14 protein-coding genes are annotated in these 14,458 nt (G+C 73.8%); 6 read left to right on the forward strand and 8 right to left on the reverse strand.

Going from position 1 to position 14,458, the window contains the following annotated elements:
* Positions 1–53 precede the first annotated feature (53 nt).
* Both AB0L37_RS10370 and AB0L37_RS10375 read right to left on the reverse strand, forming a co-directional pair.
* Entirely contained in the window at positions 54–2,180 is a 2,127-nt protein-coding gene (locus AB0L37_RS10370) for a phage holin family protein (RefSeq protein ID WP_365502456.1), read from the reverse strand.
* A 126-nt stretch (positions 2,181–2,306) separates the two neighbouring features.
* A complete protein-coding gene (locus tag AB0L37_RS10375) occupies positions 2,307–2,723 on the reverse strand; it encodes a hypothetical protein (protein ID WP_365502458.1) in 417 nt (138 codons plus the stop codon).
* A gap of 89 nt (positions 2,724–2,812) precedes the next feature.
* On the opposite strand from AB0L37_RS10375, the gene AB0L37_RS10380 reads away from it, so the two are divergent.
* Both AB0L37_RS10380 and AB0L37_RS10385 read left to right on the forward strand, forming a co-directional pair.
* Positions 2,813–3,586, forward strand: a complete 774-nt coding sequence (locus AB0L37_RS10380; RefSeq protein ID WP_365502460.1) for an MBL fold metallo-hydrolase — start codon at positions 2,813–2,815, stop codon at positions 3,584–3,586.
* Positions 3,586–4,215 carry a VTT domain-containing protein gene (locus AB0L37_RS10385; RefSeq protein ID WP_365502742.1) on the forward strand — a complete coding sequence of 210 codons (630 nt, stop codon included), beginning with the start codon at positions 3,586–3,588 and terminating at the stop codon, positions 4,213–4,215. The genes AB0L37_RS10380 and AB0L37_RS10385 overlap by 1 nt, the downstream gene beginning before the upstream one ends.
* On the opposite strand, the gene AB0L37_RS10390 is transcribed toward AB0L37_RS10385, so the two are convergent.
* From AB0L37_RS10390 to AB0L37_RS10400, 3 genes are all read right to left on the reverse strand, one after another.
* The gene (locus AB0L37_RS10390) at positions 4,195–5,241 is read right to left on the reverse strand and encodes an MBL fold metallo-hydrolase (RefSeq protein WP_365502462.1); all 1,047 of its coding nucleotides are present in this window, start codon (positions 5,239–5,241) and stop codon (positions 4,195–4,197) included. The genes AB0L37_RS10385 and AB0L37_RS10390 overlap by 21 nt on opposite strands.
* Positions 5,238–6,545 (reverse strand): aminotransferase class I/II-fold pyridoxal phosphate-dependent enzyme, encoded by a 1,308-nt coding sequence (locus AB0L37_RS10395; RefSeq protein WP_365502464.1) that lies wholly within the window; start codon positions 6,543–6,545, stop codon positions 5,238–5,240. The genes AB0L37_RS10390 and AB0L37_RS10395 overlap by 4 nt, the downstream gene beginning before the upstream one ends.
* 177 nt (positions 6,546–6,722) lie before the next feature.
* Positions 6,723–7,481: an ANTAR domain-containing protein gene (locus tag AB0L37_RS10400; protein ID WP_365502466.1), complete on the reverse strand. Its 759-nt coding sequence runs from the start codon at positions 7,479–7,481 to the stop codon at positions 6,723–6,725.
* A gap of 75 nt (positions 7,482–7,556) precedes the next feature.
* Between AB0L37_RS10400 and AB0L37_RS10405 the strand changes: the two genes are divergently transcribed.
* Entirely contained in the window at positions 7,557–8,687 is a 1,131-nt protein-coding gene (locus AB0L37_RS10405; protein ID WP_365502468.1) for a PAS domain-containing protein, read from the forward strand.
* A 12-nt stretch (positions 8,688–8,699) separates the two neighbouring features.
* Here the strand turns inward: AB0L37_RS10405 and AB0L37_RS10410 are convergent, their stop codons facing one another.
* Positions 8,700–9,518, reverse strand: coding sequence for an RNA polymerase sigma factor SigF (locus tag AB0L37_RS10410; protein WP_365502469.1), 819 nt, complete (start codon positions 9,516–9,518; stop codon positions 8,700–8,702).
* A gap of 482 nt (positions 9,519–10,000) precedes the next feature.
* Here AB0L37_RS10410 and AB0L37_RS10415 point away from each other — a divergent pair, with 482 nt between their 5' ends.
* The 3 genes from AB0L37_RS10415 (at position 10,001) to AB0L37_RS10425 (ending at position 11,471) form a co-directional block, all read left to right on the forward strand.
* The gene (locus AB0L37_RS10415; RefSeq protein WP_365502471.1) at positions 10,001–10,381 is read left to right on the forward strand and encodes a hypothetical protein; all 381 of its coding nucleotides are present in this window, start codon (positions 10,001–10,003) and stop codon (positions 10,379–10,381) included.
* A gap of 61 nt (positions 10,382–10,442) precedes the next feature.
* Positions 10,443–10,862, forward strand: a complete 420-nt coding sequence (locus AB0L37_RS10420; RefSeq protein WP_365502473.1) for a CBS domain-containing protein — start codon at positions 10,443–10,445, stop codon at positions 10,860–10,862.
* Between the two features lie 72 nt (positions 10,863–10,934).
* On the forward strand, positions 10,935–11,471 hold the full coding sequence (locus AB0L37_RS10425; RefSeq protein WP_365502475.1) for a type 1 glutamine amidotransferase domain-containing protein: 537 nt from the start codon (positions 10,935–10,937) through the stop codon (positions 11,469–11,471).
* 266 nt (positions 11,472–11,737) lie between these two features.
* On the opposite strand, the gene AB0L37_RS10430 is transcribed toward AB0L37_RS10425, so the two are convergent.
* Entirely contained in the window at positions 11,738–12,715 is a 978-nt protein-coding gene (locus AB0L37_RS10430; RefSeq protein WP_365502477.1) for an AraC family transcriptional regulator, read from the reverse strand.
* Between the two features lie 87 nt (positions 12,716–12,802).
* The gene (locus AB0L37_RS10435) at positions 12,803–14,425 is read right to left on the reverse strand and encodes an ATP-binding cassette domain-containing protein (protein ID WP_365502479.1); all 1,623 of its coding nucleotides are present in this window, start codon (positions 14,423–14,425) and stop codon (positions 12,803–12,805) included.
* Positions 14,426–14,458 lie beyond the last annotated feature (33 nt).

Here is a 14,458-nt window from a genome sequence, read left to right on the forward strand (position 1 = left end):
CGGGATCGCCGGACGGCGCTATATGTTCGACCGGACGAACACCCCGCACCAAATCAGGCGGATTTGTCCTGCGCTTCCGGGGGCGCTGCCGCAAATGATGCGACGGTCGGGTCCCGGTGCAGGGAATTCTCCAGGGGGATCTGCGGGCCGTTGCCCTCGCGCAGCCAGCGGCGCAGCACGTGGTGGACCTGTTCGGCGCCGACGAGCGTCCCGCCGTCCGCGACCGGCTCCGAGAGGGCCAGCGGGGAGAGCAGGAACGGCCGGCCCTGGGCACCGCCGAGCCCGCCGTGCGAGCCGATCTGCTCCTCGAACGCGAGGACTTCGCCGTCCACCGGGTCGTACCAGGAGTTGACCATGATGTCGGCGGTGTGCGGGAAGGAGTCGGTGCGCCGGACGGCGTCGGCGGCCCCGGGTCCGAAGTCGGCGAGCGGCCCGCGCCCGTCGGCCAGTTCGGCGACGGGCACCTCGGCGCCCTGCGCCCCGAGCACGACCGCGCCGTGTTCCTCGCTGCGTACGAGGAGGAAACCGATCCCGGGATGGTTGGCGAGGGTCGCGAGCAGCGCCGGGTGGCGGGCGTCGATCTCCTCGCGGCTCATCCGGTGCGGGACGTCGGGGAAGGAGACGAGCCCGAGGTTGCCGGAGGCGAGCACGATCGGCTCGGTGCGCCGGCCCGCCCTGCGGGCGCGCTCCTCGGCCTCCTTGGTCTCCTCGACGGGCCGGTGCAGCGCGGCGCGCACGGCGGAGCGGGCCTCGGCGCCGCTGTGGGTGCGCCGCACCTTGCGCGGCACGGGCAGTCCGCAGCCCGCGCGCACCAGGTCCTGGAGGGTCAGGCCGTAGCGGGCGAGGAACGTCTCGCCGGGGCTCTGGCCGTGGTCGGACAGGACGACGATGCGGTACGGCCGCGGGGCGTGCTCGGCGACCTTCGCGAGCAGCGCCAGCGAGCGGTCGAGCCGTTCGAGGACCTTCTCGGCGTCGCGGCTGAAGGGTCCCGAGTGGTGTGCCACCTCGTCGTACGCGACGAGGTCGGCGTAGACGGCACTGCGCCCGGCGAGCATGTCGCCGATGACGGCCGCGACGACGACGTCCCGCTCGACGACGGTGGCGAAGGCGCGGATGAACGGGTAGAGGCCGCCGCGTCCGACGCGCGGGCGGCGCTTGCGGATCCGGGCGTGGGTGGACTGGCCGATCTCGCGGCCCACCTCCGCGCAGAAGGAGAGGGCGGTGCGCACGGCGTTCGCCGGGTCGGAGAAGTACGCGAAGTACCCGGCCCGCGACCGGTTCTGCTTGCCGCGCCGGGCGGCGACGGACAGGACGAGCGCGACCTCCTCGGCGCCGCCGCTGAACAGGTTGCCGCGGCTGGCGCCGTCGACGGTGAGCAGGCCGCCGTCGCCGGTGTGCTCGATGGCGCGGCGCTGGAGTTCGGCGGCGCTGGTCGGCCGGTTGGAGACCTGCACCTCGCCGGTGTCCTTCTCGTACCAGCGGAAGGCGGGGATGTCGTGGTTGGAGCCGTGCAGGATGCCGAGCTGGCTGGCGCCGGTCTGGCTCGACCAGTCGGTGCGCCACGGGGTGAGGCGGTGGCTGCCGTCGCGCAGCCAGGAGTTGACGGTCGGCATGAGGTCGTCGCGGGCGGCGCGCCGCAGCACCTCGTGGCCGACGCCGTCGAGCTGGATGAAGACGGTGCCCGGGGTGGGCGGGCAGTCGCTGTCCGGCGCGTTTTTGCGGCGTCTGCGGTCGGCGAGGCGGTACAGGCGTCTGCGGTACGCGTCGTCGTCGCGGACCGCGAGGGCACCGCCGGTCGCCGACGCCACGGCCGACATCACGGCGGCGACGACCACCGCGGTCTCCGGACTGACCTCGCCGCGCCCGTCCGGGATGAGGTGCAGGGCGGTCAGGAGCACGGCCCCGTTGAGGAAGAACACGACGAGGCCGAGGACGAGGGCCGGTACGAGGAGCAGTGCGCGTACGAGGAGCGGCCACACCAAGGACGACAGGATCGCGAAGGCGCCCGCGCCGAGGGCGGCGGTGATGGCGACGCGGGTCATGCTGTCGCCGTTGTCGGACTGGAGCTGGAAGTCCGGCAGGATGCCCGCCAGGATCATCATCGTCAGGGTGCCGGCCGCCCAGACCGTCAGCGTGCGCCATGCCGCGCTCGCCACCCGCCGCCACCGGCCTCCGGCCACTTTCCGGCTCCCCTCGCCCTGGGTCGTGTTCTTCGAGGGCAGGGTTTCATACGTTTTGAGCGGTGATCCGCTCGACGCCACGGGGCCCGCCCCGGACCCCGCTCCTCAATCGCCGGAGGGGCTTGATCAACAGCCGTCGTACCCCGCCGTCGGCATGGACAGCCGCCGATGCACCCGCGCCTTCATCTCCGCGTCGTACGCCGGCTCCGCGAGCCCCGCCGTCTCCAGCGGGATCCCGCGCCGCGCGCACTCCGCCGAGAACGCGTCGACCGAGCGGAGCGCCGCGCGCAGGACGCGGTCGCTGGGGGCGACGAAGACGTCGACGAGGCCCGCGTCGACGTCCGCCCAGAACACGTCGTGGTCGGGGCGGAGCGCGTGCACCAGGAGTTCGCGGGTGACGACATAGCCGCGCTCGGCGGCCCAGCGGGCGCACATCGCGTACTGGCTGCGGGAGTCCACGAGGAACGGGTCCGCGTCCAGTTCCTCCAGCGGGATCAGGCTGGCGATCGCCGCCACCCTCACCGCTTCCCCGGATCCGCCCATGGTGTCCCCCTCACCTCAGCTTTCGGCGTCGACCCTACTCCTGCACGTAGGCTCGGGGGAGTCGCACGAGGGAGCGTAAGGAGACACACGTGCCGGTGGAGATCACCTGGTGGGGTCATGCCACCTGCACGGTCGAGGACTCGGGCATCCGGGTGCTCACCGATCCGCTCTTCGCGCGGCGCCTGGCGCATCTGCGGCGCCGGCGGGGCGCTCCCCCGCCGGCGCGCGCCGCGCTCGCCGACGTGGTCCTCGTCTCCCATCTGCACGCCGACCATCTGCACGTGCCGTCCCTCGCCCGGCTCGCGCCGGGGACGCGGGTGCTCGTGCCGCGCGGCGCGGTCCGTGCGGTGCCGACGCTGCGGCGGCTGCGGACGCTGAAGATCACGGAGGTCGAGCCGGGGGCCCGGATCCGGGTCGGGGACCTGGCCATAGAGGCGGTGCCCGCCGAGCACGACGGGCGACGGCTGCCGGTCGGGCGGCACCGCTCGCCCGCGCTGGGCTTCGTCGTGAACGGCGAGTCCCGTACGTACTTCGCCGGGGACACCGGGCTCTTCGACGGGATGGCGGACGCGGTGGGCGAGGTGGACGTGGCTCTGCTGCCGGTCGGCGGCTGGGGCCCGTATCTGGGGCCGCACCACCTCGACGCGGCGCGGGCCGCCGAGGCGCTCGCCCGGATCGCGCCGCGCAGCGCGGTGCCGGTGCACTACGGCACGTACTGGCCGATCGGGATGGACGCGGTGCGGCCGCACGAGTTCCACACGCCGGGCGAGGAGTTCGTACGGCAGGCGGCGCTGAGGGCGCCGAAGGTGGCGGTGTACCGGCTCGCGCACGGTGAGAGCGTGCGCCCGGAGGCGGCCCGGTGATGCTCGCCGCCGCGGCCGCGGTCACGCCCGAGTCGACGCAGCAGGCCGTCGGCTACCCCACGCTCTTCGTGCTGGTCGCCCTCGGGGCACTGGTGCCGATCATCCCGACGGGGGCGCTCGTGAGCACCGCCGCCGTCGTCGCCTTCCACCAGAAGGCGCCCTACTCGCTGGCGCTGGTGTTCGCCACGGGGGCGCTCGCCGCGTTCCTCGGGGACATCGCCCTGTACTGGCTGGGGCGGCGCGGCATGCACTCGAAGAACGGGTCGCGGTGGCTCGAGGCGATCCGCAGCCGCGCGCCCGAGGAGCGGCTCGCGCAGGCGCAGGACAAGCTCGACGACCACGGCGTGCTGGTCCTCGTCCTGTCGCGGCTCGTGCCCGCCGGGCGGATCCCGGTGATGCTGGCGTGCCTGCTCGCGAAGATGCCGCTGCGCCAGTTCGCCCGGGGCGACATTCCGGCGTGCCTGGCCTGGGCGGCGACGTACCAGGTCATCGGCATCGTCGGGGGTTCGCTGTTCGCGGAGCCGTGGGAGGGCGTGGTCGCGGCGATCGCGCTGACCCTGCTGATCAGCGCGATCCCTGCGGTGTGGCGGAAGCTGCGCGGCCGGGAATCAGGCGGCCAGCACGCGTGAGGCGCCGACCGGCAAGTCCCACAGGGCGGTGCGCGGCAGTCCGGCCCGGTCCCAGGCGGCCCGCAGCCGGGTGAGCGGTTCGAGGACCGGCTCGGCCGAGAGCAGGAACGTGGCCCAGTGCATGGGCGCCATCAGGCGGGCGCCCACGTCCTGCGCGGCGCGCACGGCGTCCTCGGGGTCGCAGTGCACGTCCTGGAGCCACCAGCGCGGGTCGTACGCGCCGATCGGCAGCAGGGCGAGGTCGATGCCGGGGTAGCGGCGGCCGATCTCCGAGAACCAGTGTCCGTATCCGGTGTCGCCCGCGAAGTAGATGCGCTGTCCTTCGCCGTCGGTGAGGACCCAGCCGCCCCACAGGGTGCGACAGGTGTCGGTGAGGCTGCGCTTGGACCAGTGGTGCGCCGGTACGAAGTCGAAGCGCACCCCGTCCAGTTCGGCGGCCTCCCACCAGTCGAGCTCGGTGACGCGGGTGAAGCGGCGCCGGGTGAACCAGCGGCCGAGGCCCGCGGGGACGAAGACCGGGGTGTCGCGCGGGAGTCTTTTGAGGGTCGGCCAGTCCATGTGGTCGTAGTGGTTGTGGCTGATGACGACGGCGTCGACGCGCGGCAGCGCGCTCCAGGCGACGCCGACGGGGGTGACGCGAGCCGGGGTGCCGAGGATCTTGCGGGACCAGACCGGGTCGGTGAGCACGGTCAGGCCCCCTATGCGCACCACCCAGCTGGCGTGGCCGGCCCAGGTGACGGCGGCGGTGCGGGCGTCGACATCGGGCAGCGGTCCCGGTTCGAAGGGCAGGTTCGGGATGTCGGCGAGGCTCTCGGCGGGCGGCCTGAGCGCGCCCTCGCGCGCGAACCGGGCGAAGGCCCGCAGGCCCGGCAGGGGCGCGGTCAGCCGGTCGGCGAAGGACTTGGGCCAGCGGCGCGGGACGCCGGTGCCACCCCCGCCGAGCGGCCGCGGCCCGACGAGGGGGGCGGGAGAGGCGACGGCATCATCCCGCTGCTGTGTCGAGGTCGATTCGGACGCTTGCGTCATCGCTCGGACTCCCATCCTTCGCCTGCCGGTCCGTTGCCTTCCGGGCCCCTGGAACCCGCTCCGGGCCCGCCGAGATCGCCGAACGCCGACCCCACCATGCTCAACAGCCGCCGTACATGCGGCAATTCCAGGGGATCCGGTGAGGTGAGAGACGCCCTGCGCTCGTCAGGGGTTGAACCGAGCAGCGGGCCGGTCGACAGGCGGGCCCGCAGCGCCGCCGGATCGTCGCCGAAGCGGTGGCCGCCGGGCACCGGCATGCCGAGCCGCTCGGTGAGGAAGTCCTCCAGGTCCTGGGCGTCGGTGACACCGCGGGCGGCGAGCGGCCGGCGCATCGGGTCGAGGTCGACGTAGAGATGGCGTCCTGCCCGCGGGGGCCGGGCGAACCCGCCCGCGGCGAGCACGACGCCGTGCACGGCCTGGGCCGCCTCGGCGTGCAGCGCGGCGGCGGCCGTGCGGCGTGCGGTGACCTCGTCGTCCTCGTCCAGGACGTACGTCGCGGCTGCCGCGACCGGCGCGGCGAGCAGGGCGCCGGTCGCGGTGAGGACGTCGAGGACGCGGTCGGCGAGGTGCTCGCCCTGTGCGGTCGGGGCGAAGCGGGCGCAGGCGGCGGGCAGCGACGGCGGCAGGAACGCGCCCGTCAGGTCCGTGAGGACGGTGACGTGGGCGGGGAACATCTCGGCCGGGCTGAACAGGACCGTGCCCGCGCCGGGGTGCACGGTGTCGCGCCAGGTCTCGTCGCTGACGATGTGCAGGCCCTCCCCCGCGGCGGCCTCCACGGCCTCGTGCAGCACCTCGGGCGGCGGCACGGTCGCCGTCGGGTCGTCGGCGACGGACAGGACGAGCAACCGGGGGTCGCCGCCCTCGGCTCTGACCCGGCGGACGGTCTCCAGGAGGGCGTAGGGGTCGGGGACGCCGCCGCACTCGGCGGGCGTCGGCACGTGGAACACCTCGCGGCCGAGCAGCCGGGCCTGCGGTCCCCACCACGCGGGGCAGGGGCGCGGCACCAGGACGTCGCCGCCCAGCGCGGCGGTGAGCGCGAGCAGCAGCGGGGCCGCGCCGGGGGCGGCGACGATCCGGCCCTGTTCGGCGGGGAGCCCTCTGCGCTGCCAGAAGCCGCGGGCCGCCTCCAGGAGGGCGGGCGGGCCGCCGGGCGGTTCGGGGCAGGGGCGGGCCGCGGCGCCCGCGACGACGGCGGCCAGGCCGGGCAGCACGGGCAGGCCCGCCTCGGGCAGGGGCGGCCCGTACCGCACGGGGCCGCGCCCCTCGCGCGGGGAATCCGTGGCCGTGGGGTCCGACTGCCGCATGCCGCCTCCGTGCCGTCTCGGTCACCGTCTACGTCCGCCACGTCCAGCGTCACATCCCGGTGACCCCGCGCGCGCGTCGTACCGCTCCCGAGTGCGTACCCAGGCGGGTGCCCGGCCAGGCAGGGGCGCCCGGCGCGGGACTGCGCCGGGCGGGTGAGAGGGGTTCTCGCGGGGTGCTCAGCGGGTCAGCGCGGTGAACTCACGCTCCAGGCCGCGGCCGCGGCAGTCGACGACAGCGGCGGCCACGTCGGCCAGCTTCCGGTTCGTGGTCTGCGAGATGCGACGCAGCACGGTGAACGCGTCGTCCGCGTCGCAGCCCAGGACGTGCATGACGATGCCGCACGCCTGGTCGACGACGGGCCGGGTGCGCAGGGCGGTGCCCAGCTGGTCGAGCTCCGTGAGGGCGGCCTGGTACGAGCGGTCGCGTACGAGGCAGGTGGCGGCGAGGTCGCCGAGGGCGCGCACCGGGCCGTGCGGGACGTCCTCCAGGGTGCCCGCGCGGAAGCTGTAGAGGCTGAGGGTGACGGTCAGGTCGGCGCTGCGGAACGGGATGGTGACGCTGGAGCGCACGCCGGAGTCGAGCGCCAGGGCCCGGTAGTCGGGCCAGCGGCGGTCGTTGAGCAGGTCACGGGCGTCGACCGGCATGCCTGCCTGCTCGGCGACCGGTATCGGGCCCTCGCCGGAGCGCAGCTGCACGGAGACGAGGGCGGCGAGGTCGGGGTGGGTGACCGCGGACGGCCGCTCGCCGCTGCGGTCGGACGCCATGGCGACGGCCCCGCAGCAGTCGGCCGTGCAGCGCACGGCTTCCTCGGCGAGTTCGGAGAGCCGGCGTGCCGGGAGTCCCGACTCGGGCGTTTCGGGCGGAAGTTGACCTTGCGCCCCCGGGTAGCAGTCCGAACGGGGGGCGGGCGTCTCGGCCTTGACGGTCTGTCGCATCGGGTAACGCCTCCTCCCTGTTGCGGCTTCCCCCGGCGGGCCCCGGAAAACCGCTGCACGGGATAGGTTCTCGGCATGGGGCAGACGGAAGAATTCGGTGAGGAACTCGCGGACTTCGTGCGCCGGGTCACCGAGTTGAAAGCGGCACGCTCCGTGCCCGCGGACGGGCTCCCCGCGGTGCTCGACGCGGCGATCTTCGAACTCGACCATGTGGTCGGCACGCTGTGGCCGTGGTACGAGCAACTGAGCGGCCCGGGCGCCGGCGCGGAGGGCCGGTCGGCGCACGCGGACCGGACGGAACAGCAGTTGCTGCGCGCCATCTTCCAGCGGCTTCCGCTTCCGGTGGCGCTCGTGGACCGCGAATCGGTGGTGCGGCGGATGAACTTCGCGGCGACGACGTTCACGGGCGTGCGGGCCGGGTACGCGACAGGGCGGCCGCTCACCGGGCTCCTGGCCCACGCCGACCGGGGCTCCTTCCGCTCGCAGGTCGCGGCGGTCGCCCGTGGCGAGGGGGACCGCGGCCTGACCGTGCACCTCCAGCAGGACCCGCGCTCGCCGGTGCGGACGACGCTGACGGGGCTGCGCCCGGGCAACGAACCGCGCACCGCGGTCCTCGTCGTCCTGCACCCGGCCGACGACGACGCGCCGGTGCGCGGCACGGCCCGCGCGACCGCGCCGGTCCCCGATCTCGCGGAGGCGACCCGGCACACGGCCCTGATGGACCTGGTGGACGTGATGGCGCGCGAGCTGCTCGGCGCGCCCGCGGGCGATCCCGCCCAGGTGCTGCACCGAGCCGCGCGGGTGCTGCACGGCCGGTTCGCGGACTGGGTGATCGCGGACCGGGGCGCCGCGCGTCCGGAGCGTACGGCGGTGCTGGGCGGCGACGACAAGGCCGTACAGGACATCCACGCGCAGGACCCCGCGGCCGCCCCTCTGGTGGTGGAGGCGGCGCGCGGGGGTTCACCGGCGCTCCTGGTGCGTCCCGAGGACCCTCAGGCGCTCGGTGAGGACGCGTCGGGGGCGCCGGTCCTGGTGCGCGCGGACGTCACGTCGCTGCTGTGCGTCCCGCTGATCCCGGCGCCCGGCGAACCGGTCCAGGGCGTGCTCACCCTGTTCCGGTCCGCGGGCCGCCTCGCGTTCTCGATGGCGGAGGCACAGGCGCTCGACGTGATGTCCCGGCACATCGCGCTGGCGATGCGCCGATAGACATCCGCGCCGCTAGGCGGCGTCGTGCAGGACCTGATCGCGCAGCCGGTCGCAGCAGCGGCTGATCAGGCGGGAGACGTGCATCTGGGAGATGCCCAGCTGTTCGGCGATGCGGCTCTGGGTCATGTCGCCGAAGAACCGCATGTACAGGATCCGCCGCTCGCGTTCGGGCAGGGCGGCGATGCGCGGCTTGACGGCCTCGCGGTCGACGACGACGTCGAGCGCGGGGTCGGCGGCGCCGAGCGCGTCGGACAACGAGTAGCCGTCCTCGCTGCCGGGCAGCTCGGCGTCGAGGGAGAGCGCGGTGAAGCTCTCCAGGGCCTCGAGGCCGCTGCGGGCCTCCTCCTCGGTCATGCCCGCGTGCTCGGCGATCTCGGCGAGCGTCGGGGCGCGCCCCGAGATGCTCTGGGACAGTTCGTGCTGCGCGAACCGGACGCGGTTGCGCAGGTCCTGGACGCGGCGCGGTACGTGCAGCGTCCACATGTGGTCGCGGAAGTGGCGTTTGATCTCGCCGGTGACGGTGGGCACGGCGTAGCTCTCGAAGGCGTTGCCGAGCGAGGGGTCGTAGCGGTCGACCGCCTTGACCAGGCCCAGAGCGGCGACCTGGCGCAGGTCCTCGTAGGACTCGCCGCGGTTGCGGAAGCGGCCGGCCAGCCGCTCGGACATGGGCAGCCAGGCTTCGACGATCTCCTGACGCAGGGCGTCGCGCTCGGGCCCCTCGGGCAGTTCGGACAGTTTGACGAACGCGGCGGCGGTGTCGGGGGCATCGTCGTGCGGATGGCGCCGAGCGGGCTTCACCGGGTTCTCGGGTGCGCTGGTACGCGTACGCATGGGATTGCAACTCCCTGAATGGGGTGCCTCTGTGCAATGGACACCGTGAGAGGGAGTCGCGCCCCGACGTGGATTCGGACACACCCGGGGCGGAGAAACCGCAGATACGCGTACGTACCCCTCCCACGGACGTGCCTCCTGTCCGAAGCACTGATCTGCGCCTGCCCCGTGGTCGGCGCGGCAAACATCCGCGGCGTCCACGGATCTCAGAGGCGCTTCTGCGGACGATCACGCCCGTTTGGTTGCCTCGGGCTCCTTCGGCCGCGGCAGCAGCCACTCCTCGTACCGTCCGAGCGCGACGACCAGTCCCAGCATGCCGAACGGCACGAGCACCGTGAGTAGCTCCATGGCCTGTCCTTCCCCAGCGAGCCGAGCGAGGGGGGCCGCACTCGGGTCTCCCCGGCACGGCAGGGCAAACCGGCAGGTGTCAGCCAGGTGCCCCCGGGTACGCGTCGGCCGCATTCACGACACAGGAGGGACAGATGCAGCGAGGCAGCGACCGGCTCAGCGCGCACCGGGACGACGAGATGAAGCACGAACTGCAGGGCCTGCTGCGGTCCGGCCACCCCACCCGCACCGAGGAGTGGAACGACCCGGAGCCGGTGGCCGACGACGACCCCGAGGTGGCGGGCGGCCCCGTGCAGCCGGGCCGCGGGCCGGGCCGCCTGGAGGCGGTGCGGCTCGAAGTGGGGCGGCTGCTGGGCCGTACGGCGTTCCCCGCGACGCCCGCGGTGCTCGCCGACGCCCTGGCCGAGCGCTCCGCCCCCGAACAACTGGTCACGATGGTCGCGGCCCTGCCGGAGAAGTCGGTGTTCCGCACGGCGAGCGAGCTGGCGCAGGCGCTGACCGACGAGCAGGCATAGGTGCGCACCGCAGGGGTACTGCGGCCGTGGTCACCCCTATCGCGGAGAAAGGCCCAGGGCGATGGCCGATTTGGTGAGGGAAGTCATGACACCCGGCGTGGTGGCGGTGCGCCCCGACGCCTCACTCGTCGAGGCCGCGCAGCTGATGCGCGCCCAGGACGTCGGCGGCGTGCTGGTGGCCGACGTCCGCCGGGTCGTCGGTCTCCTCACGGACCGCGACATCACGTTGCGCGCGGTCGCCGACGGCGCTGATCCGCTCACCGTGAGCGCGCAGGCGGTGTGCACGCCCGACCCGGTGGCGGTCGGGCCCGACGACGAGGTGTCCCGGGCCGTCGCCCTGATGCGGGAGCACGCGGTGCGCCGGCTGCCCGTGGTCGAGGACGGGCGCCCGGTGGGCATGCTCAGCCTCGGCGACCTGGCCCTGACCCAGGACCCGGACTCGGCGCTCGCCGACATCAGCGGCGCCCTGCCGGACACCTGACCCGGACACCCGACCCGGACACCCGAGCCGGGCACGACGAAGTACCTGACACAGCAAGGGAGTTGAGCAGCCATGCGTATCGCGTTCCTAGTGGCACCCGAGGGGGTCGAACAGATCGAGCTGACCGATCCCTGGCAGGCGGTGCGGGACGCGGGCGGCGAGCCCGTGCTCGTGTCGACGAAGCCGGGCGAGGTGCAGGCGTTCCACCATCTCGACAAGGCGGACACGTTCCCGGTGCAGGAGACGGCCGAGGGGCTGACGGCGGCGGGCTTCGACGGCCTGGTCCTGCCGGGCGGTGTGGCCAACCCGGACCAGTTGCGCACCGACGCCGACGCGGTGGCGTTCGTACGGGACTTCTTCACGCGCGGGCTGCCGGTCGCGGCGATCTGCCACGCGCCGTGGACGCTGGTCGAGGCCGACGTGGTGCGCGGGCGGACCCTGACGTCGTGGCCGAGCCTGGCCACCGACATCCGCAACGCGGGCGGCACCTGGGTCGACGAGCAGGTGAAGGTCTGCACGGGCGGGCCGAACGTGCTGGTCACCAGCCGCAAGCCGGACGACCTGAAGGCGTTCGACGAGGCGCTGATCGAGCAGATGCGCGGCGACTGACCCCGGCCGCCCCTGCCGCCCGCACGGGCCCGGAGCAATGTGTCCGGGGGGAGCCCGGGCCCGCGGGCAGGGGGCCGGCCCGGCGGGGTAGTGCCGGGCCGGGGGTGTCGCCGGAATCCGTCACGGTCTTCCCGGTACCCCGGTGACGGCAACGACCCGGAGCACGGGGGACCGGCCCCCGGCGACCCCCCGACGGTAGATCGGGCCCGGCTGCCGAAACGATCCGCTGAACGCGGGCGCTGTCCGGATAGCGCGGTCGGCCCTGGTCAGCCGCGTCCGGACCCGGTGGCGCGCAGCGTCGCGGACGGCACCCGGCCGTACTTGGCCCGGTACTGCTCGGCGAACCGGCCCAGGTGCCCGAAGCCCCAGCGGTGGGCGATGTCCGCGACGGTCGTCGTGCGCGGATCGGCCTGGGCGAGTTCGGCGTGCGCCCGCTCCAGGCGGACCGTACGCAGATACGCCATCGGCGGCATGCCCACGTACCGGCCGAACGCCTCCTGCAACCAGCGCACCCCGACCCGGGCCTCGGCCGCGAGTTCCGCGGTGGTGAAGGGGTGTTCGGGGCGCTCGCGCATGGCGTCCATGGCCCGCTTGACGGGGGCGGGCCGCAAATCCCCCGCGGGCCGGTCGAGCCGGTCGCGGAAGCGGTGACCGGCCGCCAGGAGCAGACCGTTGAGCACCGCGTCCCGCAACGGCGCGGCGACCAGCGGGTGGTGCAGCAGCGGGGCCCCGCCGTGCAGGTCAGCCACCAGTGAGCCGACGAGCCGCGCCCACTCGCGGCCCCGACCCTGCGTGAGGTCGAGGCCCGGGTCGAGGACGACGGGGGTGCGCGGGGCGATGCCCGTCAGCTCCTCGACGCGGCGCTCGAGCAACCCCTGGTCGATCTTCAGGGCGATGATCCGGCCGTCGCCCTGCCAGCGGTCGACGACGGTGGAGCCGACCGGCTGGAACAGGGCGGCGCCGCCGGGCGCGGTGAGCTGCTCGGGACGGGTCGCCTGGTGCCAGCGCAGCGGGTCGCCGAGCGGGATGTTCACGTGGTAGGCACCCAACTCCCCGCAGCGCACCATGACATCGGCGCCGCACCTCAGGTCGCCGACGGTCATCCCGCCGAGCTCCAGGACGTCGAAGCTCGCGCCGAACCGCTCCGGCCGTGCCAGGACATCGAGCCGGTTGGCGTAGAAGGAGTCCCTGATCGCCTCCATGGCCTCGTCGACGTCACCCGTCCGGAAGGACGTCCTCACCACCGCGTCTCCCCCTGCTCGGTCGTATGCGCCCAACGGAGCAGGATACGGGGAGACTTCAGGTGTCGCGACGTGGCTGCGACGGCATGCCTAGCGGGCGCGCTCCACGCGCCGTTCGTCCCAGACCGGCTCCGGGGTCTCGCGCAGCCTGCCGTCCGAGCCGAAGACCAGGTAGCGGTCGAAGGAGCGGGCGAACCAGCGGTCGTGGGTGACGGCGAGGACCGTGCCGTCGAAGGACTCCAGGCCCTCCTGAAGGGCCTCGGCCGACTCCAGGTCGAGGTTGTCCGTGGGCTCGTCGAGCAACAGGGCGGTGGCGCCCGCGAGTTCGAGCAACAGGATCTGGAAGCGGGCCTGCTGGCCGCCCGAGAGGCGCTCGAACTTCTGCTCCGCCTGCGCCGTCAGTTCGTAACGGCGCAGCAGCGACATCGCGGCGCCGCGGTCCTTGGCGTGGTCGCGCCAGAGGATGTCGAGGAGCTCGCGGCCCTGGAGCTCGGGGTGGGCGTGGGTCTGGGCGAAGTGGCCGGGGACGACGCGCGCACCGAGCTTCCAATCCCCCGTGTGCGCGACGGTGTCCTCGCCCGCGAGAAGCCGCAGGAAGTGGGACTTGCCCGAGCCGTTCGAGCCGAGGACCGCGACCCGCTCGCCGTAGAAGACCTCCAGGTCGAACGGCTGCATCAGGCCGGTCAGCTCCAGGCCCTTGCAGGTCACCGCGCGGACGCCGGTGCGGCCGCCCTTCAGGCGCATCGTGATGTCCTGCTCGCGCGGCGGCTCCGGCGGCGGGCCCGCCTCCTCGAACTTGCGCAGCCGGGTCTGGGCGGCGGCGTACCGGGACGCCATCTCGTGGCTGACGGAGGCGGCCTGCCGCAGGTTCACGACGAGCTTCTTGAGCTGGGCGTGCTTCTCGTCCCAGCGGCGGCGCAGCTCCTCGAAGCGGGCGAACCGCTCGCGGCGGGCCTCGTGGTACGTGGCGAAGCCGGAGCCGTGCACCCAGGCGTCGGCGCCGCCGGGGCCCGGCTCGACGCTGACGATCTTCTCGGCGGAGCGGGCGAGCAGCTCGCGGTCGTGCGACACGAAGAGGACCGTCTTGCGCGTCTCGCGCAGCTTCTCCTCCAGCCAGCGCTTGCCGGGGACGTCGAGGTAGTTGTCCGGCTCGTCGAGCAGGAGGACCTCGTCGGTGCCGCGCAGCAGCGCTTCGAGGACGAGCCGCTTCTGCTCGCCGCCGGAGAGCGTGCGCACCTCGCGGAACTGCGCCTTGTCGTACGGGACGCCGAGCGCGGCCGTGGTGCACATGTCCCAGAGGGTCTCCGCCTCGTAGCCCTGCGCCTCGGCCCAGTCGGACAGGGCCTGCGCGTAGTTCATCTGCGCGGCCTCGTCGTCGACCGTCATGATCGCGTGCTCGGCCTTGTCGACGGCCTTCGCGGCCTCCTGGATGCGCGGTGACGACACCGACACCAGCAGGTCCCGTACGGTCGTCTCGTCGCGCACCGACCCGACGAACTGGGACATCACGCCGAGGCCGCCGCTGATCGTGACGGATCCGCCGTGCGGCTGGAGCTCGCCGGAGATCAGCTTCAGGAGGGTCGTCTTGCCCGCCCCGTTCGGGCCGACCAGGGCGACGATCGCGCCGTCGGCGACGCGGAACGAGACATCACCGAGCAGCGCCCGCCCGTCCGGCAAGAAGTACTCGAGGTGTGCGGCTTCCAGATGTCCCATGATCAGGCATTGTGGACGCCCGTGCGGGTGACG

Source organism: Streptomyces sp. NPDC052225 (assembly GCF_040679615.1).
In the GTDB taxonomy this organism is placed as follows: Bacteria; Actinomycetota; Actinomycetes; order Streptomycetales; family Streptomycetaceae; genus Streptomyces.